Origin of the sequence: Streptomyces sp. NBC_01092, from assembly GCF_045039535.1 — a bacterium.
GTDB lineage: Bacteria > Actinomycetota > Actinomycetes > Streptomycetales > Streptomycetaceae > Streptomyces.
On sequence record NZ_CP108659.1, the window covers coordinates 6,820,547 to 6,844,002 of the forward strand.

The window sequence follows — 23,456 nt, forward strand, 5'->3', positions numbered from 1 at the left end:
GGGAGAAACAGCGCATATGAGACCCACCTGCTCATCCGAGCGGCGACGCCAAGCGCCCTCCCGAAAGGCCAGGCTGCCATGCGCGCACATCAGGCCGGCCCGGAATACCTGGTGCAGACCGCGGCGATGGCTCGACGATTCTATCTCGAAGGCAAGTCCAAGATGGAGATCGCCGAGGAATTCGGCATCAGCCGGTTCAAGGTGGCCCGAACTCTGGAATCGGCCCTGCGTGACGGTCTGATCCGGTTGGAGATTCGCATCCCGGCCGAACTCGACGCCGATCTCTCCGACGCTCTGCGCACGCGCTACGACCTGCGGCATTCCATCGTCATCGACGACCGCCGCGATGTTCTGGAAGACACCGTGCAGGCCACTCGCCGCCTCGGCGCGGTCACCGCCGACCTGCTTGCCGAAATCGTCACGGAAAACGATGTCCTCGGAATGGTCTGGGGTCCCGAGATCGAGGCTGTCGGCCTCGGGCTGACCACGCTCGCCCGGTGCACGGTGGTCCAGTTGTGCGGAGCGACCCCGCTGCGCCCCGTGGACGCGACGGCCGTGGAGGCGGTGCGCAGGGCCGCCACCATTTCACGGGGAGTCGTCTATCCCATCTATGCGCCATTGCTGCTGCCCGATGCCACGGCAGCCCGGATGTTGCGGGAACAGCCCGGAATCGTCGATGCGGTAAGCCGCTTCGGTCAGGTGACCAAGGCCGTGGTCACCGTCGGCGGATGGGGACCGGGGTTGTCCACCGTATTCGACGCACTGGGCGAGGCCGAGCGGGAGGAATACCGGAGCCGGGGCGTGTGTGCTGAAGTCGCCGGCCAACTGCTCGACGCCGAAGGGCGCATCATCGCCCCGGAACTCACCGAGCGGGTCATCGCCATCAGCTTTGAAGAACTGCGCAAGGTGCCGGAAGTACTCCTCTTGGCCGATGGCGTGCAACGGGCGGCCGCCACCGCGGCGGCCCTTGAAACGGGCCTCTTCAACGGAATCGTCACGGACGCCGGGGTTGCCGAGACCCTGCTCTGACGCGGGATTGCCACCGGACGTCATGCGGTGAGTACGCGATGTCACCGTGGGCAGGTGTCACTTGCTCGTCTGAGCAGAGACTGCTCATGTTTTCCTTGGGTATCCCGATGCCTATTGACATCGCCTTTTATGAATCTTTAATGGAGTGCAATGAACGCATATGAGCTGTAGCTGCTCATCCGAGCGAAAGCCGTAATGCAATGGCTGCTACGACGGAAATCGCTATCCCCCGGGTTGCCGAGCCGGCCTCCGCTTCGCTCACGTTGCCGGCAGCTCTGACCTCCGCCCGGAAGGCGCGGACCTTCACGGCACAGGCCATGCGCCTGTGGGGCGAAGCCGAGGAACTCGTCGAAGCCGCCGTACTGATCGTCTGTGAGCTGGCCACGAACGCCATTCGCCACGGAAGCGGGCTGGTCACGCTCCGGCTGCTGCTGGAGCCCCACGCACTCCATATCGAGGTGCACGACGGATCCGCGATGCCCCCGGTACAGCGGACGGCCGGTCGTGACGAGGACCGCGGACGCGGCATGCTGATCGTCGACGCACTCGCCGAGACCTGGTCCTGTGGAACGGCCCCCGAGGGCGGCAAGTGGGTCCGCGCAACCGTCGCCCGCGTAGCAGGCTGAAGCGAGGTCGGGACCCGGCCTGAATCTGCATGATGAGGGTCCGCCCGGCGACCGTATCCACCACCCGTACACAGCTCTGCTGCGGCTGTCCCGCGAGACCCCCTCACGGAGAGCGCGGCTGTGTGCCATGCCGCCACCGGTGGCAACCCCGCTCTGCTCGATGCGGCGGCTGGTGCCTTGTCCGTGGACAATCCGATCCGGCGCGTGGTGCTCCTGGAGTGCGAGGATCGGGGACATGGGCACCGAGAAGCGCTGGGTGTACCGGGTCGACGAGCCGCACGGTTCGCGGGGCTGGCTCCCTTACGGCGCCCGCCCTGAGCGGTGGCGGGGAACCGTCATGACCGACGATCCCGAAGAGACCGCCGAGTACGTCGCCGCCCTCGTCGTCACCGACCTGGTGACCGAGTGGGAGGCGGCAGGCGCCGCGCGGAGGCATGTTCGCGTGATCGTCTGGGAGGACAAGGAAGGCGACGGTCCCGAGGACGCGGCCTTCACTGTGGAGATCCGGCCTGACGTCGACGCGGAGTGACCGGTCCGGCGGTGGGGGACGGCTTGGCGCGCTTCGGTGTCGGCGAGGCCGCCGATGTCCGCGCGTTGCGGAATGGGGTCAGTGCCATTCCGGATCGAACTCCAGCACCTGCGTGAGCCGGATGTTGTTGCCTGACGGATCCCGGAACGAAGTGTCGATCCCGTACGGCTGCGCCGTCGGCGGATCGTTGAACTGGACCCCGCGGGCGGACAGCTCGTCGTACGCGGCCTTGCAGTCGTCGGTCTCCAGAAACAGCGTGCCGCCCGCACCCTTGGCTACCAGCTCCGACAGCTGGACACTGTTCGCGTCGTCCAGCATCGGCGGCCCAGGTACCGGCATCAGCACGAGCGCGGGACCGTCCCCGCCGGGCGGACCGACGCACAGCCACCGAAAGCTCCATGCCTCCATCGTCACGTCCGCCCGGACCTCCCAGCCGAGCGTCTTCGTATAGAAGTCAAGCGCCGCATCCTGGTCGTGCACCCAGAACTGCGCATTGGCGATCTTGATAGTTGTCATGGCCCGCTCCCTGCCGCTCCTTGGTCGGTTACCTGAATCCGACGCTAAGCAGCCGGCACGCCTGTGTCTTCTCGAAACGTGCGGTTCCGCGGCCGCCCATAGGCCATCGCCACACAGCGGGGGATGCGCACATGCCGTGCCGCGGGAGGGTGCGCATCCCGGTACGCCTGTGGCGTCATCCCGTACATCCTGCGGAAGCTCGTCGTGAACGAACCGATGCTCCGCACACCGACGGCGACGCCGACCGCGGCCACCGTCCAGTCGGTGGCAAGCAGCAGGTCGGCGGCCCGCTCCAGGCGCCGGGTCAGCAGGTACTGGTGCGGTGACTCGCCGAAGGCGGCCTTGAAGCAACGGCTGAAGTGGGCCGGGGACAACGCGGCGGCCTCGGCCAGGTCCGCCACGGTGAGTGCCTCGGAGTAGCGGGCGTCGGCGAGATCCTTGGCGCGGAGGAGGTGACGAGCGATCGGAACAGGGGCCACGGACCCCATTGTGCCGTTACGAGTGACGGCATTCCGGTACGGCATCCGACAGCTCGAACCAGACCACCTTCCAGCCGGGCGTGCGGCAGTGACCGATCACCGGGTAGCGACCCCACGCGTCCGCCAGCACGTCCACCAGATACAGACCACGCCCGAAGTCCTGGTCCGGCGTACAGGCCAAAGGGTCGGGGAGCTCCGGGTGGTTGTCCATGACTCCGATGCGTACGGCGTCGGGGCGGGAACGGAGTCTGACGGTGACCGGGCCGTCCGAGTGCTTTACGGAGTTGGACACCAGCTCCGAGGTCAACAGTTCGGCGGTATCGGTGAGTTCAGGGGTGTGGGCGTGGCCGAGGAGTGCGGTGCGGATGGTGTGGCGGGCGATGTGGGGGGCTCTGTGGTCGTTGGTGAGGTGGAGGTGGCACTGCCAGGTGGCGGATTCGGGCATGGGGGCGTTCCTCGGGGGCGTGAGGTGGATGGTGAGCAGCCGGTGGCTCGTCTCCCTGGCGCGAGCCCACCCCTCCCAGGGGAAGGAGGGTGCGGGCAGGCTTGCGCGATGCACTGCCAACTGCTCTGAGTTGCTTGCGTGTTACTGAATGTAGAGCGAACAATGGTTATATTGCCACTTGCTTGAAGAAATTGACCCGTCCGTGGTCGGTCTCCGCTCGAAGGCGGCAGACTGCACAGGACCACTCCCGGAAGGAACGGCATGCCACCGAGGGCGACCCCCACAGAGCGTCAGAGGCGACTTGGCGGCGAGCTACGCAAGATGCGAACGGCCGCCGGGATGTCAGCGGACCAGGCCGCCGGACTGCTGGGGCTGGACCGCGCGAAAATTTCCAACATCGAGACGGGCATCCGCACCATCAATCCAGAGCGTCTCCGCACCCTGGCCTGCAACTGTGACTGCTCCGACCAGGAGTACGTGGAAGCCCTGGTGAGCATGGCTCGCCCCAACGGGCGGGGCTGGTGGGAGCGCTACCGAGGGTCCCTGGCCCCCGGCCTCCTGGACATCGCCGAGTTGGAGTCATACGCGGTGCGCATGCGTACGGCCCATACAGCGCACATCCCCGGCCTGTTTCAGACCAGCGACCACGCCCTTGAGCTCTTCCGGGCCGTACTTCCGCCCTTGCCCGACCATGAAGTCGCTCTGCGTCTGGCATACCGCGTGGAGCGCCAGCAGGTGTTGGAAGGCGAGAATCCTCCCGAATACGTCGGCGTCGTTCACGAGGCAGCGCTGCGGATGCAGTTCGGCGGACGCAAGGTGGCCCGCGCCCAGTTGGAGCATCTACTGACCGTGTCCGAGCGCCCCTCGGTCCGCCTCGCGGTCATCCCTTTCGCGGCCGGTACATTTCCCGGCGCGGGGCAGACCGTTAACTACCTCGAAGGGCCCGTCCCGCAGCTGGACACAGCTCAGGTCGACAGCTCACACGGGCCGGAATTCCTGAGCAGCGAAGCGCAGTTGGCCAAGTACCGTGCCCATCTGGACTGGATGGTGCGCATCGCTCTGTCGCCGGTGGAGTCGCGCGACTTCATCCGGAGGATCGCCAACGAACTGTAGGGAGACGCCCGATGGACGAGAGCTCGAACACGATCACTTGGGAGGAGCCGTTCTGCGGGGAGGGAGCCAGCTGCTTCCGCCTCGGAACCGACCCCGACGGCAACGCCTACATCGCCATAGCCGGCGCCGAGGATGCGTACGTCACGGACACGCACGAAGCGCTCCGCGCGCTCATCCTCGACATCAAGGCAGGGAAGGTGGACCACCTGCTCTGAGGCCCAGGTATTCGCATCACGAAAGCGCCGCACCGTGATCGATAGCACCCATCCCCTGGTGGGCCTCGGGGCTTACAGTGGCGTTTTCGGCCATATGCGGCGCCGATGACCGGTACGGCCGTCACGAACTCGTGACGTTCAGTTGCGACCGATGCGCCCAACTTGCCCACTTGTGCGCTTACTTGCATCCGCAAAGAAGCTAGGTGAATTGTCAGTGCCCGTAGCTAAAGTGAAACCTGACGCTTTGGCTAACGGGGAGGATGCTGTGGCGGACGACGTGCCGATCGACGCGCCTGTGGCGGACCCAGCCGCATGGGCGGCGGGTCATTTGGGGGGAGCAGCAGCATCGCTGGGCGCAGCCGCGTTCGGCGTCGAGGGAGCCTTCAAGTCAGCCGTTTCGACTGCTGGCGACGTCATCACCGAGCTGCAGTCCTTCACGAAGTTCCGAGACCGCATCGACGCGCTCCTGCGTGACCTGCGGGAAGGCCCGGCCGGCCAGAAGCAGGTGGGCCAGGACGCGATGTCGCGAGCCAACTTCGGCGGCGGATCAGGCGGCTGGGCCGAGGCAACCAACCTCTTCTCCTCGTACGAGACAGTGATCACGGAGCTGGAGAAGCTCTCCAAGCTTCTCACCGACTCCATCGAGGGCATGAGCATCGCGGTCCTGGCCTCGCACAAGGGCTACGAGAACGTGGACGCGGATGTCCGCCGGCGCATGCTGGCGATCAGCAAGGACACGACCGAGCGCTACGGCGGAAGCTACGAGCCGCAGGTTCCGGTTGCGCCGGGTGGGGAGACCACGAAGCCCGGCGATACCTCCGGAGGCGGCGACACATCGGGCGGGTCGGGCTTCTGACGAAGTCCCGTTGCGCATCACGGGGACACGCACGCACACGGGGATGACGGGGAGACGAGATGGGCAACAAGGGCAAGGGCGGCGGCAAGACACCGTTCGAGAGCATGAGCCACGAGGACATGCTCGCCTGGCTGGATCAGGCCGACGCCAACACGGTCATCATCGCCGCGGCCAAGCTCTTGCGGGTGGGTGCGGAGATCAAGAAGGCCGGCGAGGAGCTGAAGACGCGCCCGCAGTGGGTGAGTTGGAAGGGCGAGGGCGCTGATGCGTTCCGCAGCTGGAGCGGAGACCTGGCGAACGCGACGCTGCGCCTGGCGGATTACAGCGAAGGCGCGTCGAAGTGGCTCCAGGAGGCCGCCGGCACGATCGCGAGCGTCCAGGCGTCGATCCCGCGGGACACGCAGTACGGCCAGTCCACCCTGGCCAAGGCGCAGTCGAACCTGGAAGCAGCGAAGTCCACACCCAAGGACCCCGACTCGGCCTCCACCGCCCGCGACTCCACCCGTGACATCCAGACGGTCCTGGCCAAGCGGGAGGCGGAGCGGCAAGAGGCTGCTCGACATATGAAGAAGCTGGGGGAGTCTTACACGCTGTCGGCGCAGCAGATGGACGGCTTGGAGAAGCCGGTGTTTCCGCCGCCACCTGCGGTTGTGATGCCGAATGACCCCCGATTCACGAGTGATGATCTCGCGCGCTCTGGTGATGCCAGTGGCGCAGCTGCGCCCGGCACCACTGCAACAGTCGGGTCTGGTGGACGTGCCGGTGGCTCGGTAAGTCACGGTGATGGAGCGAGCGGGCCGGTTGGTGCTCCCGAGATCTCCACCAACACTCCCGGAGCCCCAGCCAAAGAAGTAGTGCGTCCGCAGCCGCCGACCGGTACGGAGATCGACAGCGTTGCCACCCTTCCAGAGGCGCCAACTAACCCGTCAGGGCCGCCAAGTGTTCCACCGACGGCGGGGGGACGGCCGGAGGGAGTTCCGACCATGCCTCCTGGTGCGGTACCCCCACTGGCCGGGGGCGCACAAAGACCGACCGGGCCTTCGGCGGGGGCAAGTCGCCCTTCTCCTGGGCTCCGCCCTCCAGTAGCCCCTGGGCAGAGTCCCATTGGCACCGGACCTTCCGCGCAGCGCTCCACCGCAGGAGGAGGCATCACAGGTGGGCGGCCAGTGAGTCCGTCTCCGGGGCGAGCCGCTGGGGGCATCCCCCGGGGCACAGTCATCGGCGGTGAGGGTATCTCCGGCCGTGGCCCAACGGGTCAACCTGTCGGCACCGGACGACCTGGGCCCGTCCAAGGCGGAACGGGGAGTAACCGACGCGTCGTTGGACAGACCGAAGGCATTGTTGGTGGTCGTCCGCAGGGACCGGGTGGCGCTAATGCCCGTCCTATCGGTGCTGGTGGATCCACGCCCGCACGTGGTACGGCTCCCTCTGCGCCAGGCGGTGGGACGGGTGGTCGTCGTTTCGCCTCGGAGACTGGAGGCATCGTCGGCGGCCGTCCCCAGCGGCCTGGGACAGGGAGTGCACGTCCCTTCACCCCGGGCGGCTCTGGAGCGGTACACGGTGTTTCGGGCGGCAGCGGGCGCCCTGCGGGCCCTGCAGGTCAAGGCGGCACGCGCAGCGGGCCCTCGGCCTCAGGCGCGGTGCGCCGGACGGGCGAACCGCAACACGGTTCCGGACCGGTCGGGCGTGGCGGCACTGCGGTTCCGCCGGGCTCTCGCTCGGCGGAGTCTCGTCGCGAGGAGCGCCGAGGCGAGCGCCCCGACTACCTCACTGAAGACGAAGAGACCTGGCAGCAAGGCGCACGTCGCGCCACACCGCCCGTCGTTGACTGAACTCGTTAGGACCGCAAGAGGAATGCCGATGCCCATCAGCCAAATGCAGCGTGTCACTCACAGGACCCTGCTGCCGGGAGTACTGGCAGTCCTGCTGGTGGGCATCGCCACCACGCCGTCCCATGCGGAGTCCATCCGTTCCCAGCAGTGGCATCTGACCGCCATGAAGGCGGAAGAGATGTGGAAGATCGCCAAGGGCGAGGGAGTCACCGTCGCAGTTATCGACAGCGGGGTCGACGCCAAGAACCCCGATCTCCGCGGCCAGGTGCTGGCGGGGAAGGACTTCGCGTCAGGCACCCCAGGCGATCAGCACACTGACTACCGTGGCCACGGCACGGGCATTGCCGGCTTGATCGTGGGCACAGGAAGAAGCGGTGGGGGGGATGGTGCTTTCGGTCTCGCCCCTGGGGCGAAGATTCTGCCCGTTCGGGTACACGAGAACGCCTCCGCAATGCCCGAAGCGATCAGGTACGCCGCCGATGCGGGAGCCAAGGTCATCAACATTTCTATGGGCTCAGAAGGAGAGACTTCGGGAGCGCCGCCGCAGGCAGAGAGCGATGCTGTGGAGTATGCCCTTGAGAAGGGGGCCTTGATCTTTGCCTCAGTTGGAAACGATGGTGACTCATCGCTTGAGTTTCCGGGGGCCACTCCCGGTGTGGTTGGCATAGGTGCGATCGGCAAGGACCTCCGCAAGACCGCCGAGTCCCAGTACGGTCCCCAAGTAGACCTGACCGCGCCAGGCATCGACATGGTCCACGCCTGCGGCGGCAAGACAGGCCTGTGCAATTCCCATGGCACTAGTGCCGCCACTGCTATCGCCTCCGCATGCGCAGCCCTCATCTGGTCGAAGCACCCTGACTGGACCAATAACCAGGTGCTCAGGGTCCTGCTCAACACAGCAGGCGCCCCGACAAGCAGCGCGAAGCGAAACGACTACATTGGCTACGGAGTTCTGCGTCCCCGGATCGCCCTGAAGACCCCCGGCGATCCCGGCCCGGCCGACGAGTACCCTCTCTCCGACCTTGCCGCCGCAGAGCCCAAGTCGCCGTCCTCGCAGGCCTCTGAGTCCGCCGGAAGCAGGAGCGAGGAGGACCAGCAGTCCGCCGCCGCTGGACGCGAGGATGAAAGCGACACGGGCCTCTGGATCGCCGTGGGTGTAGGTGCTGCCGCCCTGTTGGGCGCTGCAATCGCCATCCCTGTAGTACGTGCCCGACGCCGCAACACGACGTTCAGCCCTCACTAAGTACAGATACCCAGAGCGCTGGTGGCGGGCACGGATGGGGCATGTGATGCAGTGGGACTACCGTCCCGCTCGACCATCGCTGCGTTGCGGTCGCGCGTTCACAACCGTCGACGACATACGACAAGACACGGGGAGGGGCCACGCATGGCGTGGGAGGAGTGGGATCAGCTCAAGGCCTCGGCGGCCGAGCGCAACTCCACACGAATGCAGCTCAACCAATTGGCGGTAGATCCGGGAGGGGGCGGCGGGACGCAAGGCGATCTTGTCGTAGGTCATAAGGATCTTGAGGCGGTTGGCAAGGCGGCACGTGATCTGTTCGAGGACTTCACGCGCTACAGCGGCCATGCACGTGTCGCCTCGGAGGCGGCCGCAGGTGGGCTCAAGAGTGAGGGATTCGCTCTGGGCGCCGCGCTGGAGCATGTAGCCAAACGCTGGAGCGATCAGACGCAAACACTGTCGGACGCCTGCGCCCACATCTTCAACCATCTGCGCTACACCAGAAACCTGCACGCCGCCGACGATTCGTTCATCGCTGGTGCCATCAGCAGTATCGCCACACTGGACGAGGGTTTCGACGAACGGAAGGGTCACTGACGCCGATGGACCTCGATGCGCTCCTTTTCGGCAACTTCTCGAAGCTCGGTGAAGCAATCACCGACTGGGAGCAGATGACCAAGAAGCTCGCGAACCTCAAGCAGGACGCCGAGAGTAACCTCAAAGGAAAGGCAGATAAGGCGAAATGGGCCGGCGTCAACGCCACGGTCACCCGTGAGTTCGTGGACAAGACCGCAGGCGAGTTCGGTGATGCGCATACGCAGGCGCAGTCCATCACCAGGATTCTCAAGGATACCCGCGCTGAACTCATCGACTATCGCTCCCAGTTGAACGATGCCATCGAGCGCTGCCACAAGAAGCATCTGACCGTCGCGGATACAGGCGACGGAACATTCGTCGTCACCAGTAACACCCGACCTGACTGGGCATCTGACCCGAGCGGCCAGATCAACGCAGCAACCCAGAATGACGTCGACGCCCTAACTGGCGAGATCGAGCGCATCCTCCGTAAGGCCACCGAAAGCGACAACACCGCAGCTCGGGCCCTCACGCTCCTCGTCGATCAGGCCAAGTACGGCTTCTCCGACGCCAAGTACGGGGATCGTGACTCGGCCGCCAAGGCCTTCGCGGACGCCGACAAGATGGCCAAGATCCTCGCGAAGAACCCGCGCGACGTGACGAGCACGGAGCTCGCCTCACTCAACTCCACCCTGGCGCGGTACAAGAACGATCCACTCTTCGCGGAGGAGTTCGCCACGCAGGTCGGACCCAGGAAGACGCTCACCTTCTGGGCCGGTATCGCCGATCCCTACCAGGGCAATTACGACCCCGAACGTGCCGAACAGGCCAAGCAGCTCCAGAAGAACCTCGGAATCACCATCGGTCGGGCCACGCTCTCCGACAGCGACAAGATGCAGAGCTGGGAGAAGGAGATCATCAAGCTCGGCCCCGACCAGCTCGGCATCGACGACGCGAGCAATCCGACCGGCTACGCCGTCATGAGCAACTTGATGCGTTTCGGCGACTATGATGATCAGTTCCTCAACGACTATGGAGAAAAGCTCCTCGCATACGACAAGAAGGTCAACGGCGAGGGAATCAACCTGTGGGTCAACAACGCCAACCAGGGCGACTTGAACTACTGGGGTTACAAGAATGACCGCGGTCGTGATCCCGTCACGGGCTTCCTGGAGGCGCTGGGCCACAACCCGGACGCCTCGACGCAATTCTTCGCCCAGCCCGCTGGCGCGGGTGACACCGTCAACAAAGATTCCGAGATCAACGACCACCTGAAATATCTGACCAAAGAACGCGTCTGGGTATCTGACACCACTCTGGAGGGGGACGACAACTTCGTCGCGGGGCGCAACTCGCTTGGCCGCGCCTTGGAGGCAGCCACGACTGGCTACTCAGCAGACGCTGCCCCGAGGGACTTCGTGGCGGGCGACCTTCGCACCGCGTCCGGGGCAGGCGTCATGGAACAGGTCGCCTATCTATATGGGGGCCAAGACGGGCCGAAGCTGCTGCATGAACAGCCCGAACTCGCCGACAGTCTAGGCAAGATGGCTGGCGCCTACATCGATGACATCAATTACGAACTGTCCGGCATCGGCGACCACAGCAAGGACGAGGCAGATTTCCCTGCCGGGTACGCCGGACGCGCGCAGTTCGGGAATCAAGGAGCCATCAATTTTCTCAGCGTGCTAGGCCAGAACGAGACCTCGCACGGCGTCGTCACCTCAGCCCAGCATCTGTACACGTTGGGCATGTTGGATGCCAATCTGCCCACAAACGACACAAATATCGATCACGCCAGAGACGCCCTTGCGGCCGAAGCTGAGGCGCGAGGAATTCTGGACAATGCTCGCGTCCAGCAAGCAGAAACAACTTACGGAGCCAACGCCGAGGACGCAAACAAGTCACTCGGCAAGTCGACAGAGTGGATCAAGTTCGGCGTAGGAGCCGTTATCGGTGGGGGCGTCGCCGCAATCCCCTTCCCAGGAGCGGCTGGCGCCGGAGTGGCGATTGCGCCTATTGCGGCAGAGACGGCAGGAGAATTCGTTAGCACCTTCATTGGCCAACAAATCGACAAGGAGGCGGACGGGGTTGAGCAGGATCCCCGAGAGCAGGCTCAGATGACAAGCGCAGAATTCTATGACAAGGGGTTCGAGGCTATCGGGGCCAGTTACGATACATACTTCAAGGATCATTCCGCTGCCGCAGAAATGGCAGACGAACAGAACTGGAAGGAAGAGATCAAGACAGGATACCTGGGAACAGGTTCGCATCAGAATGACTACCGCGGCCGACCCGCTTACAAGGAAGACTGACAAATGAACCATATTTCGCCCGTCGGAAGTCAAGTCAATCCCATGAATAAGGTTCTCTGGTGGGCGCTCTCTACTGCTTTGACCCTCGCAGCACTGTCAGGCTGCACCGAAGAAAGCGCCCCGGAGGTAGCTGGGGTTCCCGCTACTCAAATCTGCGCATCAACTCTCGATAGTTCAGCTGCAGCGGCACTGAAGAGAGTGTCAGGCACGGATGAATTCACAGAGCTTGAGGGAGAGAGCCCTGGCGATGGCGCCTCAAATCAGTTCTCACTGAGCGGTGCAGTCGAAGGTATTCACGGCACAGCCTCAGAACGAACGCAATGCACCATCTACAAAGCTGACGACAAGAGCGGGCACCCCTTGATCGAGATTGACTTCGAAGCAGCTGCCAGCCATCCCGGTAGTCGTAGCGCCTTGAAGGCAAATTCGCCAAAGACAACCGTTTATTCAATCGGCGCTTACGCAGCTACGAATGCGAACTTCGGGGCAACCCTTTTCTTCGCCTGTTCCACGAAAGGGCCTGATGGAGGAAAACCGTACGTCAAAGCGAGCATGTACAGCTCAGGTGATCAATTCGCAGAGGAGGACACGGGCAGGGATAGGATGATCATCCTCAACTCCCTCTCGCGTCGCCTCGCAGAAAAACTGGGGTGCGCTAAAGAGGCAAGTCTACCCACCGAGGTCCCGGCTCCTATGTCGCAGTAGCCGCTATCGGCGCACAAGCATGCCGACCCCAGGCGTTCAAACCGTGGAGCGCGGCCTTCTGGATGAGGTAGCGGGAACTACTGAAAGCATCATGGAACGGGAGTGATATGGCAATCGATGTTGCGCAGTTCCGGCGGGACGCACATCGGATCGAGAAGTGGTCGGTCGGGTGGGCGCTGCTGTCGCTGGCGGTGTGGGGGTGGTTCGGCTACCGGTTGCTGATGGACGACGACCAGGGCCTTGGCGGAGACGCCGATGGCGGCCACGCGCTGGTGGGCATACTCGCGCTAGCCGTCATCCCGACGATCATCGCGGCAATGACCATGGTGTACGCCCAGGTCCTGTTCCGCCTGGCGCGCCAAGCCAAGCCAGCGGTCAACTGAGGGGGCCCAGGAAGAACCACAGGGCCGGGCATAGGCGAGTTCAGCAGGCTGCTTCCAGGCTGCCCGATAACGGCGAACCGTTTCGAATCGCCTTTGCTCAGCTGTCGTGCTTTGGCGACGTCGAGGTAGGTGACCTGTTCCGTGCGGTTGTCCTCGGCCAGGGTGCCAAGTCCCCGCAGCAGTTTGGAGTCGCTGTCGTTGTCGCGGCCGGCCGAGTCGGACGAGCAGCCGGTGACGGCAGCCAACAAGGCGACGGCGAGAGCGGCGGCGCCGAAGGTGGAGTTGCGGGTTGCTATGGGCATGGCGAAAGAGCCCATCGACGCCTTCTCCGATATTTGAAGGGCGACAAGCCGTGACCGACTCCCCTCCAGCGATTGACCGCAGGCTGGTCAGTGCCAGTCGAGGTCCTTCTCCGCGGGCCACCTCACGTCTGTGCAGTCGCGTCGCTCGGTGATGTCGTCGACGTAGGCGCGGAAGAGGCTGTTCGCCTGGTCGTTGATGACGCTGTCGTAGGTGTAGCTGAGGGTCAGGGTGTGTAGTGCGGGTTTGCCCTGGCAGGTTGACGAGGCCCACAGGATGTCCGCGCCGTCGTTGCGGCCCGCTGTCCCGGCTTTGAGGAACTGGTTGCCGTCGGCAAGGTCGGCATAGCCGACCGAGCGCGCATCGGAGCCGAAGTACGAGACGGTGCGCATCCACCAGGGGGAGTGCGTGAGCGCGCTGTCCGCGTACTTGAGTCCCTCTCCGGTCAGGTTCCTCATGGCGCGGACGGCTTTGGGACTGACGGCCAGCAGGCAGGGTTCCTCAGTGCTGCGGGACGTTGTGGGGACCTCCAGCGCGCGGTCGGGGAGGCGGCCTTGCCCCGAGCGATTGATGTAGCGGCTGTACCAGGCACAGGAGTCATGCGCGGTCGTCGCAGATTTGAGTGTCCGGTCAACGGGATCAAGTCGGGCGGGAAGTGTGGGGAGGCGGACGTCGCAACCGAGTTCGGCAGCTGCTGTCGCCGTGGCTTTGTGTGCGATGTCGGCCAGCAGAGAGCGGTCCGCGTCGGAGACCTCTTCGTAGTCGGCGCGTGCCGTGACAGTCAGCAGGTCCGGGACCGAATCTGAAGCGGCCGGAGCGCAGTCGGCCCGTACGGTGACGAAGTCAGCGGCGTACACACCGAGGGTGCCGTCGCCGAGCGGCTGGCCTTGGGACCGGTCGGCTCGGAGGGTCACATCCTCTTTGTCCTCGTGCCGGAAGTAGTTGAAGGGTTCCGAGCCTATGTCGTCGCCCACGACGTGCAGCGGGGTCGTATCGGAAGATGTCCGCAGGACGAGGGTCAGCAATTCGTCTGACTTCCCCGGTTCGGGGACGCGATAGACCCGGCGGGTACCGCGCGTCGATCTCCCTGTCGTCCGGCTTCGCCCTGACCATGCCTCCGCGCAGGTCCATCACATCCTCGCCGGACACGAGTCCGCCGCACGCCTCGGCGATCTGCCGTTCGCTGGCGGCGCGGTCACGCGCGTCGTCGTAGGTGAGCCAGAACGCCCAGAGGCTCGCTCCGATGCCCAGCACCGCTGCCCCGCACCACAGCCGGTTGAGCCGCATATGCCGTGGCTGCTCGTCCGGTCGGTCGTACTGACCCATCCGTTCCCCCGCCTTGCGAGCTCCACTGACGGAGCCGTCACCCTTCCTGGATCACGGAGAAAGTATCAGCCATGCTCATGACTAGCGTGGGCAGTCCGGCCGCCGAGCAAGCGGCTTCGAGAACTCCTGCACCGATGACCGCGCGACGCGAGCCCCGGAGAGCTGCGAGGTGCGTGCCCTCGACCGAGCGGTGGGAGGCCTCGCCGCACGGATCCCCCGGTAGGCGGTACGGCCGTGGGCGGGTCGAACACGGTTGTCCGGCTGGGCTTATGAGCGCGGGCCTGATGGCCGTCGGCACAAGGTGGAGACGTTGCGTGCGACTCGCGCCACATGAGAGAGCCCCTGCTGGCAGTGGTCCTCAGTTCGGGATGGGCCTGGCGCGGAGTTCTGTCGAGACTATGACCGGCCGTTGAGGGACGAGGCAGGAGTCCAATGCTCTTCGGTCACCCGACTTGGCTCGGTGACCGACCAAGAAGTCGTGGACGTGATCTTCCTGGGCTGGAGCAGGCCAGCCGATCTTGGTCCAGACTTCAGGTGCTGTCCGTGGCCCGAGGATGCCCCATCCCCGCCAACGTGATCCAGCAGATCTCGCGGGCGGTGTCCAGGAAGTACCAGACATCTCCTCCACCGCTCACCTCGATCTGCCACTGCTCGCACGTCTGTCCATGGTAGGTGCCGTGCGCCAGGCTGCCCTTCAGCTGTGGGCCTTCATGGCGGTCGGGATGCCGGCAGTCGCGGAGTCGGCGACTGCTGCGTTGGCGTGGATGCGTCCGCGAGGGGGAGGCAGACATCCAGTGGTTCGGTTCCTTACCCATCGCACCCGGGCCGGCGGAGCACCCTCCGCCTCGTTCGTCCCTCGTATAGCCACCTTACGGAAAAGGCTTGTTGACCGAATGCCGACCATGCACACTACTGCTCGTCGCATACCGATGGCAGGCCCGTTCGCCTGCATCCTGCATTGGTATGGAGCATCGGGGGATCCGCATGGCACGTCGACACGTCGGCGAGATCATTATCAGCCGAAGAGTGGTCCAGATCGGGCATGAGGTCTATCCGCTCGCGAACATTTCCAGGGTTCAGACTCTGCAACTCGTGTGGGGTGGAAGGCGGGCGACTTGGTACCCGCTACGACCGCTTTTCATCGTCGTTCTCATCGTCTTGGGATTCCTCGCGGCGGCGGAATTCATACCCCCCGAACTACCGCCGGAGGTCGGCCCTGACGCCGAGGAGGTAGCCCGCCGGCTGGTGCCCCCCGTCACCGCTGTCGCCGGGTTGATCGCCGCTTGCCTCCTGGGGCAGTTGGTCTACCGGCTCTTCATCAGAAGGCCGCAGTTTGCCCTGGTCCTGGAGACTGCGGGAACGCAGTACACCGCCTTGTCCGGAACCGATGCCTCCGAGATTCACCGGATCAAGAACGTCATTGTCGGTGCGATCGAGAATCCGCCTTCCCAGCCAACCTCCGTACAAGTGCACGGAGATGTGGTGATGGGCGACAAGGCCGGTCGGGACCAGTACAAGATGAGCGGAAGTGGGAACCGCTCGTTCACCTGAACACTGTCGAAGGGCTGGGAAATGTCTCACTCCGGATATGGGGAAAACATTCACGGGGACGTGGTGCACGGCGACAAGGTAGGTCGTGACCAGTACAAGGCCGGCGACAACGCCCACATCACGGTCAGCAATCAAGAGGGCCCGTCCCGAGCAGAAATCGACGCCGCGATCGTCGAATTGCGTTCGTTCGTGGATGAGTTGGCAGCCCGAGGCCTGGTCGGCCTCGACGGCTCCGTAACGGATCCCGGCGCGGTCGTCGCAGCCGTGCAGTCCCAACCGAGCCGCCTGCGGGCTCTCGGCCGGGCGGTTTCCGGTGGGGCCCGTGACGCCGTCCTCTCCGCTGTTCAGGGAGGCGTGGCCGCGCTGGTCACCGCCTTGGTCCGGCCCATGTCCTGAGGATGCTGGACCCATTGAGGTCCGCGTTACGGGGGAATATCGGGGGAGCACATGGCACGTACCGCGCGACAATTACGTACATCAAGTGTGCCGGGATTCCGCACCTTCACGCTCAGGACCGCAGGAGCGTTTCTCGCCTTCGCCATCGTCCTCGGGTCCGTGACCGGCCTTGCGTGCGTGGCCCGTACGGTCGCCGCGGAGGCGGTCGGGTACCTCGCCGAGGACGCCTTCTTCACCGGTGCCCTCGGTGACGGCCTGAATCTCGGGCGCAACCTCACCGACAAGGGCGGCTCCCGCAAGGGCAGCGAGCAGGGACTGTACGGCGGCAGCGCCGCGATCGACGTATGCGATCCGGACCTGCTGATCGACTTCCTGCTGCTGGCGGGCAACGGCAAGAAGAAGGCCGCCTGGGCCAAGGCCCTGGGTGTCGGCGCCAAGAACAAGAACGTGAGGAAGTTCGTCAAGTCCCTCACCGAAGTCGTCCTCGCCAACGACACCCTCGTCGCCAACCACGGCTACAAGAAGGGCCGTGCCCACCGCTACGACGCCGTCCTCGAAGCGGGTACCGCCGTACTCGTCGACGTGTTCGGGGTGCCACGCGTGAAGTGCAACTGCGGCAACCCGCTGGCGGTGAGCGAGCACGAACCCGGTGATGTGAAAGTCGAGTTCAAGGGCAAAGGCAAGGGCAACAAGGAGTGGAAGGTCAAGAAGGACCAGGTCGTGCGTGTCGAGAAGGCCGAGCAACCGCAGAAGTCCCTCACGGTCGTGGATGTGAAGGACCCCGACGAGCAGGTCGAGATCGACTTGCCCGAGGATCCCGATCTGACGGGCGGCGGCGACGGGGAGAACAGTGAGTCGCCGAGCGCGGAGCTGGTCGAGATTCCGCAGACCAGGGGCTTGTCCGTAGCCGACGCAACGCAGCAGTTGGAGGCCGTGGGCCTCGTCGTCGAGACACGGACGGTGGACGACCCCGATGTGTCTGCGGGGCTCGTCGCCGGCACCGAACCGGAGGGCGGCGGGACCGCAGCCGTTGGCTCCACGGTGACCTTGCTGGTCGCGGCGGAGACGCCGGAGCCGACGGTCCCGGAAACGGTGACCGTGCCCAGCGTGGTGGGCCTGTCCCAGGCACAGGCCGAACAGGAGGTCAACGTCGCCGGGCTGGTCTCCGCCGTCAGCACCGCGCCCGCCTCCGCCGAGCAGGTCGGCCTGGTCATCCAGCAGGAGCCCACCGGAGGCGAGGCCGCGGCAGGCTCCACGGTGACCCTGGTCGTGGGCGTGGAATCGGTGGGCGAGGAATTCATCGGTGGCACCGACACGGGCACCGGATGAATGTCCGGAAGGCCGCTCAGGGTGGGTACCTCCCGTGCGTACCCACCCTGAACGAAGCCAGCCGCGTCAGTAGTTCCCGGCGGCCTTCCGGTCCGCCGCGCTGTACGCCGCGCTCGCCTCACGGACCGCGTTCGCGATGGAGTTCAGGGACTGGTGGATTTCCCTGGCCTTGATGTCCCACTCGCGGTGGAGGCCGTCCGCCGCGGTCTTGGCCTCGCCCTCGAAGAAGGCCGAGAGGTCCCTCATGCGCTTCTGGAGGGCCTCCAGGTCGGTGTCCAGCTTCTTGGCCTGGGAGGTGATGTCCCCTGCGGCCCTCTCCAGTTCCGCGTAGGTGACGAGCATGGTGCCGTTGTCCACTGCCATGGATTCTCCAACTACCCTTCGTGTCCGGTGTGTTGTGGTGCTCCGGGTGTGCTGCGCGCGAGTTACATGCCGGAGAAGGCCGAGGACTTGCCCGCAGCCGAGCCGCCGCCGGACGGGCTGGAGCCGCCTGCGTCGATGCCTGCCAGGGCCTGGTAGATGTCCTCGTCGGTGCTGCCGGCGATGCGGCGGTTGTCGTTGACCGCGTTCTGGAAGCGGACCAGCAGGTTGCCGATGTGCGCCATGCGCTCGTTGATCTCGGTCTGCTTGCGGTCGAAGGACACGGCGCCCTGGCCCGCCCACTTGCCTTCCACACCGTCGATCACGGCCTGGAGCTGCTGCAGTTGCTGCTTCACCGAACCGAAGCGCTCGTTGAGCTCCTGCTCGAACTGCCGCAGTACGTCGTCCGTGACCTTCTGCGTTCCTGCCATCTGTTCTTCCTTCCCGGTGCGGTTGTGGGGCCGACGGGTTGGACCAGGAGAAGCTGCGTGGCGAACGGCGCGCGGCCGCGTTGAGCCGCACGCGGCATGACAGTCACCCTCCCCCGTTCCCCGTGCTCCCCGTTGCTCCCCGTTTGCTACGACCGCAGGTCATTGCGATCGTGGTGACGTGAACGTCACCCATGCATGCGCATCCGTGTCACTCTAGCCACTACCAGTGACAGGACCAACGCGCTTCTCGGCCCTGCTGGCCGCTATCCCGAGGACGTCCTCCTGCGGCTGTCCCTCATCGCCACCGCCCCGCCCCCGATGACCGCGACCAGCACCAAGCTGCCCACCACCACGTAGGTTCCGAGGCGGACCGTCCGCTGCTGCGGGGTTTCACCGAGGGGGAGTTGGGCCACCGTGGGGGCCTCGGCCCGGCCCGCGCCTTCGTTGCTCGGAACCGGGTGGTCGATCGGTTTGTCGTCCTCCGTCAGAGCGCGTACGGGGTCGACGACACCCCAGCCGACCAGGCGGTCATGGCCGGGGATGGAGCGCTCCGCGGTCTGCATGATCTGGGCGGTGATCTGCTTCTGCGTCCAGTCCATGTGCTTGGCCTTGATGAGGGCCGCGACCCCGGCGACGTAGGGAGCGGAGAAGCTCGTGCCGTTGTCGGTGCAGTGACCGCCGTCCGGGACGGTGGAGACCATGTCGACCCCGGGTGCCGCTACGTCGACGAAGTCGCCGGACTGGGAGAATGCCGCGCGCTCGTTGTTGCGGTCCGCGGCGGCCACCGCCAGGACGCCGTCGTATGAAGCCGGGTACGTCTTCTTCACGTTGCCCCCGAGGCCGTCGTTGCCAGCCGAGGCGACGATGACGATCTCCTGGGCCAGGGCGTTCGCCACCGCCCGTTCCAGTTTGCTGCTGCGCGCGATCGGGTTGACCGTGTCCTGGGAGATGTTGATGACGTGGGCCTTGGCGTCATTGGCCGCGTAGTTGATGGCAGCGGCCAGGTTGTCCGTGTCGCCGTGGCCCTCCGCGTCGTTCTGCTGGATCGGGATGATCGTCGCCTTGGGGGCGAGGCCGACGAAACCCGTACCCTTCGCCGGTCGCGCGGCGACGATTCCCGCGACCTTCGTGCCGTGACCCACCACGTCGGAGGTGCCGTCCTCGCGGCCGCGTTCGATCTTGTTGCCGTTGTCGTCCTTGAGGTTCGGCGGCAGGAAGTTGCGGCCGCTCCTCACATTCACCGCCGGGGCCAGTTGAGGGTTCTTGACGTCCACACCTGTGTCGATGACCGCGACGCGCACGCCCTCGCCCGTGGACTGCTTCCACAACTCGTCCAGCAGGACCCGCTGCAGCGCCCAGGGGCGGCCCTCGTACGGTTTGCCCCCGAACTCGCACTGGTCGGCGGCGGCGGTGGCTGTCGGAGCTGGGGGCAGCGCGAGGAACGCGAGGGCAACGGCGCCCGTTCCGGAGAGGAGGCGCAACTGGCTGAGCGTACGACCCACTTCGCCCGCCCGCCCCCTCACGAGCCCTGCGGCTGCCGTGCCGCGCCCGTCGACAGTCGCGGTCCCGTCGGCAGGAACGCCGACCACGCGGCCGGGATCGGCGCCGGTGTCACGTCCTTGTAGCCGAGGCGGTTCTGTGCCCGCTGAGCCTCCTGCAACGCCGCCTCGCGCTGCTCCCGCCTCTCGGCGGCCGAGCCCGAGGAGCCGATGCCCGCGTCGTCCGTCTCGCTGTCGTCGTTGGACTGCATCGCGTAGCGCAGGCCCGTGTCGGTGACCAGGAAGAAGAAGCCGGAGCGGGTCGACGACCCCGTGAACTGGCGGAAGAACTGGCCCGATCCGGGGGTGACGTACGCGCTGCTCGAACCGGTGGGGAGGGGGGCCGGGAAGTCCTTGCCCGCCCAGGTGCTGAGGGTCGTGGCGCCCTGGTTGTCCTCGTCCACCTCACGCAGGACGTTGCACACCGTGTTGCGGCTTCCCTCCGCCGTGCTCGGCGAGTTGACCGGGTTCGGCTCCACACGGGGCCAGGTCTTCTCCGCGCCGAAGGGGTCTCCAGGCGTGATCGCGCCGGTGCTGACGCTCAGCGCTCGGCTCGCCTGTCCAAGCGTGGTCATGTCCTTGCTGCTCAGCAGCAGCTTTGCCATGAAGTCGGAGACCGGCGCGACCCGCCCCTTCAGGACGACGTACTTCTGCATCCTGGTACCGGACGGTGCCTCCAGGACCATCCCCACCCTGTTCGCCTCGCCCGACAACTGGCCCGGGATACCCGCATCCTCGCCGGGCGTGCCCTGGATCTCCGGGAAGGCGATGGTGTCACCCTTGTGCAAGGTCTCCAGCCAGCCGGCGGACACCCGCTGAGGGGTGCGGTCCTCGCCGACGACGGTGCGCAGCAGCAGTTCCTCGTTCTTCAACGGGTACGCCGTTCCTCCGGCGTCGACGACATAGAGGGTGCGGTCGGGGCCCTCGACGTACATCAGCTCACCGCCGCGCAGCCGCTCCGCGCCTTCGGTTCGGTCCATGTCCCGCTGGGCCAGGATGAACGCGGCCTTCTGGATGGCACGGCCGCCGTCACCGAGTCGCTCGCAGACGACCCAGCGCTTCTTCGCCCCGGCTTCCTCGGCGTCGGGCAGACGGTCGGGGGCGTAGGGGATTCCGAGGGTGGGGCCGTGCGGGATCTTGCCGTTGTCGAGCACAGATTCGTCGACGTTGATGACCTTGCCCTTGTCGGGCCGCAGCAGGAGCTTCGCCGACGACATGTTCAGCACCGGGTGCAGCTGCTTCCTGCCGTCGGTCACCAGGATCACGTACCGCGTGGTCGACTTGCTGGAGATGATGACGTGCTCTTCGGGCTTGTCCCAGTCCTTCGGCGCGGCAGGCTTGAACATGCCCCAGGCGCCGAAAGCCGCGAGCAGCACTACGGCGACGATGGCGCCCGGCACGACAGCACGCAGCGGGCGTGGCCAACCCTCCTCGGTGCCATGGGGGTTGGGCTGCAGGAACTGTCCGACCAGGCGCCGTCGCGCGAAGGTGTAGGCGTTGAGCTCGTCCCGCCGTGATGCCATCTTGCCGCTGCCTCTTTCCCCCGAGGTCGATCTGGTCCTGATCCCCAAGACCCTTTGCTTCAACTTGCTTCAAGGCCTGTTGCTCTTACGAAGAGAGCGAGCGCATCTGGTGGTACGCGCCGAACACCGCAAGGCTCAGAGGCAGCAGCGTCAGCAGTACGAAGCTCTCCGCGATCTCCAGGAACCGGCCCCAGAACGGGGTGACCCCCTTGCTGGGGACGACCAGCGCGATCGCGGCGAGCGCCCCGGCGACGACGGCGACCGTGACCGACAGCCAGACCAGCCTGATGTCGAGGGCCGAGCCGTCACCCCGCAGTGCCTCCAGGACCATCCGGCCGGGCGGGTTGAGGGACAGGCCGAGTCCCAGGAGCACCAGCGAGGCGAGGCCCGCCGCGAGCGTGCAGCCCACCTGGACCGTGTGCCGGAAGAGCCGGGCGCGCATCAGCAGGGCCAGGCCCGTGACGAGGGCGAGCAGTTGGGCCCACAGGTCGTCGGAGAACCCGAGCACCGCGGCCGCGCTCGTCGCGACCAGCGCACAACCGCCGACCAGGCCCAGCAGCAGTTCGTGACCGCGTCGGGCCTGAGCGGCGATGCGTTCGGCGTCGATTCCGGTGGCCGCTTCGGTGTCGTCGGCGTCATCTGCGTCGCCGTAGTCGCTGCCTACGGCCGTACGTGGCGGATCGAAGCCGATCGGCAGGCGGGCGAAGCGCGTGGCCAGGCCCGGCAGGAAGGCGAGGGTTCCCAGGGCGAGCGGAGCGCAGACCGCCGCCGTCTCGACGGGCCTCATTTCGGTGAGGATCGCCACGAACGTCAGCAGCATGCCGATGGCCGAGGCGAACACGAAGGCGACGAAGGGGCTGTCGCCGCTCGGTGTGATGATCACGAGCACGACCGATCCCACCAGCACGGCGGCGCACGCGAGCAGGAACTGCAGCTTGCCGATGCCCTCTCCGGCCGGCAGGGCGAGCAGTCCGCTGCCGGCGACTGACAGGTTCGCGAGGGCGCCGGTGCCGAAGGCGACGGACGATGCGCGGTCGCCGTACACCCGGGCGCGTACCCCGGCGATCGCCAGCAGTACGACGCCCGAGACCGCGGCCACGATGCCGGGCAGGCCGTGCATGTCGTGGCGGACATCGGAGCTCCACGCCACGAAGGCCAGCAGCATCAGCAGGACGCAGCCCCCGAAGAGGCCGGCGGCGCGCAGCAGTTCGTCGTTCCAGAGCGCTCGGTCGCGGGTGACGGCGCTGGCGGTGGCGTGCGAGACGTCGTCGAACACCGCCGGCGGAAGTGACTCGGAGAAGGGGCGCAGCAGCAGGAACTCGCCGTCGACGACGCGCTGCGTGGCGAGTGAGCGCGACTCGTCGAGCACCGTCCCGTCGCGGCGCACCAGGTGGTAGCCGACCGGGGCGCCGGGCGCCGGGCTCTGCCCCGACAGGCGCAGGATCTCCGGGTAGAGGTGCGCGAGGGGGATGTCATCGGGCAGTGCCACATCGACGCGGCTGTCGGGCGCCGCCACGATGATCCGGCGGAAGCCGGTGCTGCGGGCGGTCGGCGTGCCTGGGCCCGTATGACCACCGGGGCCCGTATGACCACCGGGGCCCGTATGACCACCAGGGCCCATTTGGACCCCGGGTCCCTGGTTGCCGCGATTGCCGCCGGTGTTTCCCGCCGTTCGAACCGTCGTAGGCACCTACTGCTCCCCCTTGCGGTGCTTCTCGGATCGCGGGCCGCGCCCCTTTCCGGTGGCATTCCGAATGCCCGTGAATGGAGCTGAATCCGTTGGCCGTTAGCGGGTGCGTACACGCGTCGCGTCACCTTACCGCCCGCGATGTCAGTGCTCGTCAGT

25 protein-coding genes are annotated in these 23,456 nt (G+C 65.9%); 14 read left to right on the forward strand and 11 right to left on the reverse strand.

The window, feature by feature from the left end; all coding sequences use genetic code 11:
• Positions 1-78: 78 nt before the first annotated feature.
• The 3 genes from OG254_RS31195 to OG254_RS31205 all read left to right on the forward strand — a co-directional run bounded on the left by OG254_RS31195 (position 79) and on the right by OG254_RS31205 (position 2,184).
• Positions 79-1,029 (forward strand): sugar-binding transcriptional regulator, encoded by a 951-nt coding sequence (locus OG254_RS31195; RefSeq protein ID WP_405588225.1) that lies wholly within the window; start codon positions 79-81, stop codon positions 1,027-1,029.
• Between the two features lie 263 nt (positions 1,030-1,292).
• Complete coding sequence (locus OG254_RS31200; protein ID WP_405588228.1) at positions 1,293-1,655, forward strand: ATP-binding protein; 363 nt, start codon at positions 1,293-1,295, stop codon at positions 1,653-1,655.
• 235 nt (positions 1,656-1,890) lie between these two features.
• Positions 1,891-2,184, forward strand: a complete 294-nt coding sequence (locus OG254_RS31205) for a hypothetical protein (RefSeq protein WP_405588230.1) — start codon at positions 1,891-1,893, stop codon at positions 2,182-2,184.
• Positions 2,185-2,262: 78 nt separating this feature from the next.
• Here the strand turns inward: OG254_RS31205 and OG254_RS31210 are convergent, their stop codons facing one another.
• The 3 genes from OG254_RS31210 to OG254_RS31220 are packed head-to-tail and all read right to left on the reverse strand — an operon-like array spanning position 2,263 to position 3,624.
• Complete coding sequence (locus OG254_RS31210) at positions 2,263-2,700, reverse strand: VOC family protein (protein ID WP_405588232.1); 438 nt, start codon at positions 2,698-2,700, stop codon at positions 2,263-2,265.
• Between the two features lie 44 nt (positions 2,701-2,744).
• Positions 2,745-3,188: a helix-turn-helix transcriptional regulator gene (locus OG254_RS31215; protein ID WP_405588235.1), complete on the reverse strand. Its 444-nt coding sequence runs from the start codon at positions 3,186-3,188 to the stop codon at positions 2,745-2,747.
• A gap of 7 nt (positions 3,189-3,195) precedes the next feature.
• On the reverse strand, positions 3,196-3,624 hold the full coding sequence (locus OG254_RS31220; RefSeq protein WP_405588238.1) for an ATP-binding protein: 429 nt from the start codon (positions 3,622-3,624) through the stop codon (positions 3,196-3,198).
• Positions 3,625-3,885: 261 nt separating this feature from the next.
• On the opposite strand from OG254_RS31220, the gene OG254_RS31225 reads away from it, so the two are divergent.
• The 3 genes from OG254_RS31225 to OG254_RS31235 all read left to right on the forward strand — a co-directional run bounded on the left by OG254_RS31225 (position 3,886) and on the right by OG254_RS31235 (position 5,808).
• Entirely contained in the window at positions 3,886-4,737 is an 852-nt protein-coding gene (locus OG254_RS31225; protein WP_405588241.1) for a helix-turn-helix domain-containing protein, read from the forward strand.
• A gap of 11 nt (positions 4,738-4,748) precedes the next feature.
• Positions 4,749-4,952, forward strand: coding sequence for a hypothetical protein (locus OG254_RS31230; protein WP_405588244.1), 204 nt, complete (start codon positions 4,749-4,751; stop codon positions 4,950-4,952).
• A 265-nt stretch (positions 4,953-5,217) separates the two neighbouring features.
• Entirely contained in the window at positions 5,218-5,808 is a 591-nt protein-coding gene (locus OG254_RS31235; RefSeq protein WP_405588247.1) for a hypothetical protein, read from the forward strand.
• A gap of 319 nt (positions 5,809-6,127) precedes the next feature.
• Here the strand turns inward: OG254_RS31235 and OG254_RS31240 are convergent, their stop codons facing one another.
• Complete coding sequence (locus OG254_RS31240) at positions 6,128-6,319, reverse strand: hypothetical protein (protein WP_405588250.1); 192 nt, start codon at positions 6,317-6,319, stop codon at positions 6,128-6,130.
• 1,349 nt (positions 6,320-7,668) lie between these two features.
• Here OG254_RS31240 and mycP (OG254_RS31245) point away from each other — a divergent pair.
• The 5 genes from mycP (OG254_RS31245) to OG254_RS31265 all read left to right on the forward strand — a co-directional run bounded on the left by mycP (OG254_RS31245) (position 7,669) and on the right by OG254_RS31265 (position 12,856).
• On the forward strand, positions 7,669-8,883 hold the full coding sequence (mycP, locus tag OG254_RS31245) for a type VII secretion-associated serine protease mycosin (RefSeq protein ID WP_405588253.1): 1,215 nt from the start codon (positions 7,669-7,671) through the stop codon (positions 8,881-8,883).
• A 144-nt stretch (positions 8,884-9,027) separates the two neighbouring features.
• A complete protein-coding gene (locus tag OG254_RS31250; protein WP_405588256.1) occupies positions 9,028-9,477 on the forward strand; it encodes a hypothetical protein in 450 nt (149 codons plus the stop codon).
• Between the two features lie 5 nt (positions 9,478-9,482).
• Entirely contained in the window at positions 9,483-11,768 is a 2,286-nt protein-coding gene (locus tag OG254_RS31255) for a hypothetical protein (RefSeq protein ID WP_405588259.1), read from the forward strand.
• A gap of 3 nt (positions 11,769-11,771) precedes the next feature.
• Positions 11,772-12,473 (forward strand): hypothetical protein, encoded by a 702-nt coding sequence (locus tag OG254_RS31260; RefSeq protein WP_405588261.1) that lies wholly within the window; start codon positions 11,772-11,774, stop codon positions 12,471-12,473.
• Positions 12,474-12,580: 107 nt separating this feature from the next.
• The gene (locus tag OG254_RS31265) at positions 12,581-12,856 is read left to right on the forward strand and encodes a hypothetical protein (RefSeq protein WP_405588264.1); all 276 of its coding nucleotides are present in this window, start codon (positions 12,581-12,583) and stop codon (positions 12,854-12,856) included.
• 389 nt (positions 12,857-13,245) lie between these two features.
• On the opposite strand, the gene OG254_RS31270 is transcribed toward OG254_RS31265, so the two are convergent.
• A complete protein-coding gene (locus tag OG254_RS31270) occupies positions 13,246-14,130 on the reverse strand; it encodes a hypothetical protein (protein ID WP_405588267.1) in 885 nt (294 codons plus the stop codon).
• Positions 14,131-15,012: 882 nt separating this feature from the next.
• Complete coding sequence (locus OG254_RS31275) at positions 15,013-15,273, reverse strand: hypothetical protein (protein WP_405588269.1); 261 nt, start codon at positions 15,271-15,273, stop codon at positions 15,013-15,015.
• Positions 15,274-15,466: 193 nt separating this feature from the next.
• Here OG254_RS31275 and OG254_RS31280 point away from each other — a divergent pair, with 193 nt between their 5' ends.
• The 3 genes from OG254_RS31280 (at position 15,467) to OG254_RS31290 (ending at position 17,758) form a co-directional block, all read left to right on the forward strand.
• Complete coding sequence (locus tag OG254_RS31280) at positions 15,467-16,033, forward strand: DUF6232 family protein (protein WP_405588272.1); 567 nt, start codon at positions 15,467-15,469, stop codon at positions 16,031-16,033.
• Between the two features lie 60 nt (positions 16,034-16,093).
• A complete protein-coding gene (locus OG254_RS31285; RefSeq protein ID WP_405588275.1) occupies positions 16,094-16,429 on the forward strand; it encodes a hypothetical protein in 336 nt (111 codons plus the stop codon).
• Positions 16,430-16,516: 87 nt separating this feature from the next.
• The gene (locus tag OG254_RS31290) at positions 16,517-17,758 is read left to right on the forward strand and encodes a DUF6777 domain-containing protein (protein ID WP_405588278.1); all 1,242 of its coding nucleotides are present in this window, start codon (positions 16,517-16,519) and stop codon (positions 17,756-17,758) included.
• 66 nt (positions 17,759-17,824) lie between these two features.
• On the opposite strand, the gene OG254_RS31295 is transcribed toward OG254_RS31290, so the two are convergent.
• From OG254_RS31295 to eccD, 5 genes are all read right to left on the reverse strand, one after another.
• Complete coding sequence (locus tag OG254_RS31295; protein WP_405588281.1) at positions 17,825-18,121, reverse strand: WXG100 family type VII secretion target; 297 nt, start codon at positions 18,119-18,121, stop codon at positions 17,825-17,827.
• A 62-nt stretch (positions 18,122-18,183) separates the two neighbouring features.
• Positions 18,184-18,549, reverse strand: coding sequence for a WXG100 family type VII secretion target (locus OG254_RS31300; RefSeq protein WP_405588284.1), 366 nt, complete (start codon positions 18,547-18,549; stop codon positions 18,184-18,186).
• Between the two features lie 263 nt (positions 18,550-18,812).
• Entirely contained in the window at positions 18,813-20,030 is a 1,218-nt protein-coding gene (gene mycP, locus OG254_RS31305) for a type VII secretion-associated serine protease mycosin (protein ID WP_405588287.1), read from the reverse strand.
• Positions 20,031-20,068: 38 nt separating this feature from the next.
• The gene (gene eccB / locus OG254_RS31310; protein ID WP_405588291.1) at positions 20,069-21,610 is read right to left on the reverse strand and encodes a type VII secretion protein EccB; all 1,542 of its coding nucleotides are present in this window, start codon (positions 21,608-21,610) and stop codon (positions 20,069-20,071) included.
• Between the two features lie 85 nt (positions 21,611-21,695).
• Positions 21,696-23,231 (reverse strand): type VII secretion integral membrane protein EccD, encoded by a 1,536-nt coding sequence (gene eccD / locus OG254_RS31315; protein ID WP_405588294.1) that lies wholly within the window; start codon positions 23,229-23,231, stop codon positions 21,696-21,698.
• Between the last annotated feature and the right edge of the window lie 225 nt (positions 23,232-23,456).

Bases quoted from the DNA above. Each gene is read 5' to 3' on its own strand.
- OG254_RS31195 (WP_405588225.1), top strand. From the start codon at position 79: ATGCGCGCACATCAGGCCGGCCCGGAATACCTGGTGCAGACCGCGGCG.
- OG254_RS31205 (WP_405588230.1), top strand. From the start codon at position 1,891: ATGGGCACCGAGAAGCGCTGGGTGTACCGGGTCGACGAGCCGCACGGT.
- OG254_RS31210 (WP_405588232.1), bottom strand. From the start codon at position 2,700: ATGACAACTATCAAGATCGCCAATGCGCAGTTCTGGGTGCACGACCAG.
- OG254_RS31215 (WP_405588235.1), bottom strand. From the start codon at position 3,188: ATGGGGTCCGTGGCCCCTGTTCCGATCGCTCGTCACCTCCTCCGCGCC.
- OG254_RS31220 (WP_405588238.1), bottom strand. From the start codon at position 3,624: ATGCCCGAATCCGCCACCTGGCAGTGCCACCTCCACCTCACCAACGAC.
- OG254_RS31225 (WP_405588241.1), top strand. From the start codon at position 3,886: ATGCCACCGAGGGCGACCCCCACAGAGCGTCAGAGGCGACTTGGCGGC.
- OG254_RS31230 (WP_405588244.1), top strand. From the start codon at position 4,749: ATGGACGAGAGCTCGAACACGATCACTTGGGAGGAGCCGTTCTGCGGG.
- OG254_RS31240 (WP_405588250.1), bottom strand. From the start codon at position 6,319: ATGTCACGGGTGGAGTCGCGGGCGGTGGAGGCCGAGTCGGGGTCCTTG.
- mycP (WP_405588253.1), top strand. From the start codon at position 7,669: ATGCCCATCAGCCAAATGCAGCGTGTCACTCACAGGACCCTGCTGCCG.
- OG254_RS31250 (WP_405588256.1), top strand. From the start codon at position 9,028: ATGGCGTGGGAGGAGTGGGATCAGCTCAAGGCCTCGGCGGCCGAGCGC.
- OG254_RS31255 (WP_405588259.1), top strand. From the start codon at position 9,483: ATGGACCTCGATGCGCTCCTTTTCGGCAACTTCTCGAAGCTCGGTGAA.
- OG254_RS31260 (WP_405588261.1), top strand. From the start codon at position 11,772: ATGAACCATATTTCGCCCGTCGGAAGTCAAGTCAATCCCATGAATAAG.
- OG254_RS31265 (WP_405588264.1), top strand. From the start codon at position 12,581: ATGGCAATCGATGTTGCGCAGTTCCGGCGGGACGCACATCGGATCGAG.
- OG254_RS31275 (WP_405588269.1), bottom strand. From the start codon at position 15,273: ATGTCTGCCTCCCCCTCGCGGACGCATCCACGCCAACGCAGCAGTCGC.
- OG254_RS31280 (WP_405588272.1), top strand. From the start codon at position 15,467: ATGGCACGTCGACACGTCGGCGAGATCATTATCAGCCGAAGAGTGGTC.
- OG254_RS31295 (WP_405588281.1), bottom strand. From the start codon at position 18,121: ATGGCAGTGGACAACGGCACCATGCTCGTCACCTACGCGGAACTGGAG.
- OG254_RS31300 (WP_405588284.1), bottom strand. From the start codon at position 18,549: ATGGCAGGAACGCAGAAGGTCACGGACGACGTACTGCGGCAGTTCGAG.
- eccB (WP_405588291.1), bottom strand. From the start codon at position 21,610: ATGGCATCACGGCGGGACGAGCTCAACGCCTACACCTTCGCGCGACGG.
- eccD (WP_405588294.1), bottom strand. From the start codon at position 23,231: ATGGGCCCTGGTGGTCATACGGGCCCCGGTGGTCATACGGGCCCCGGT.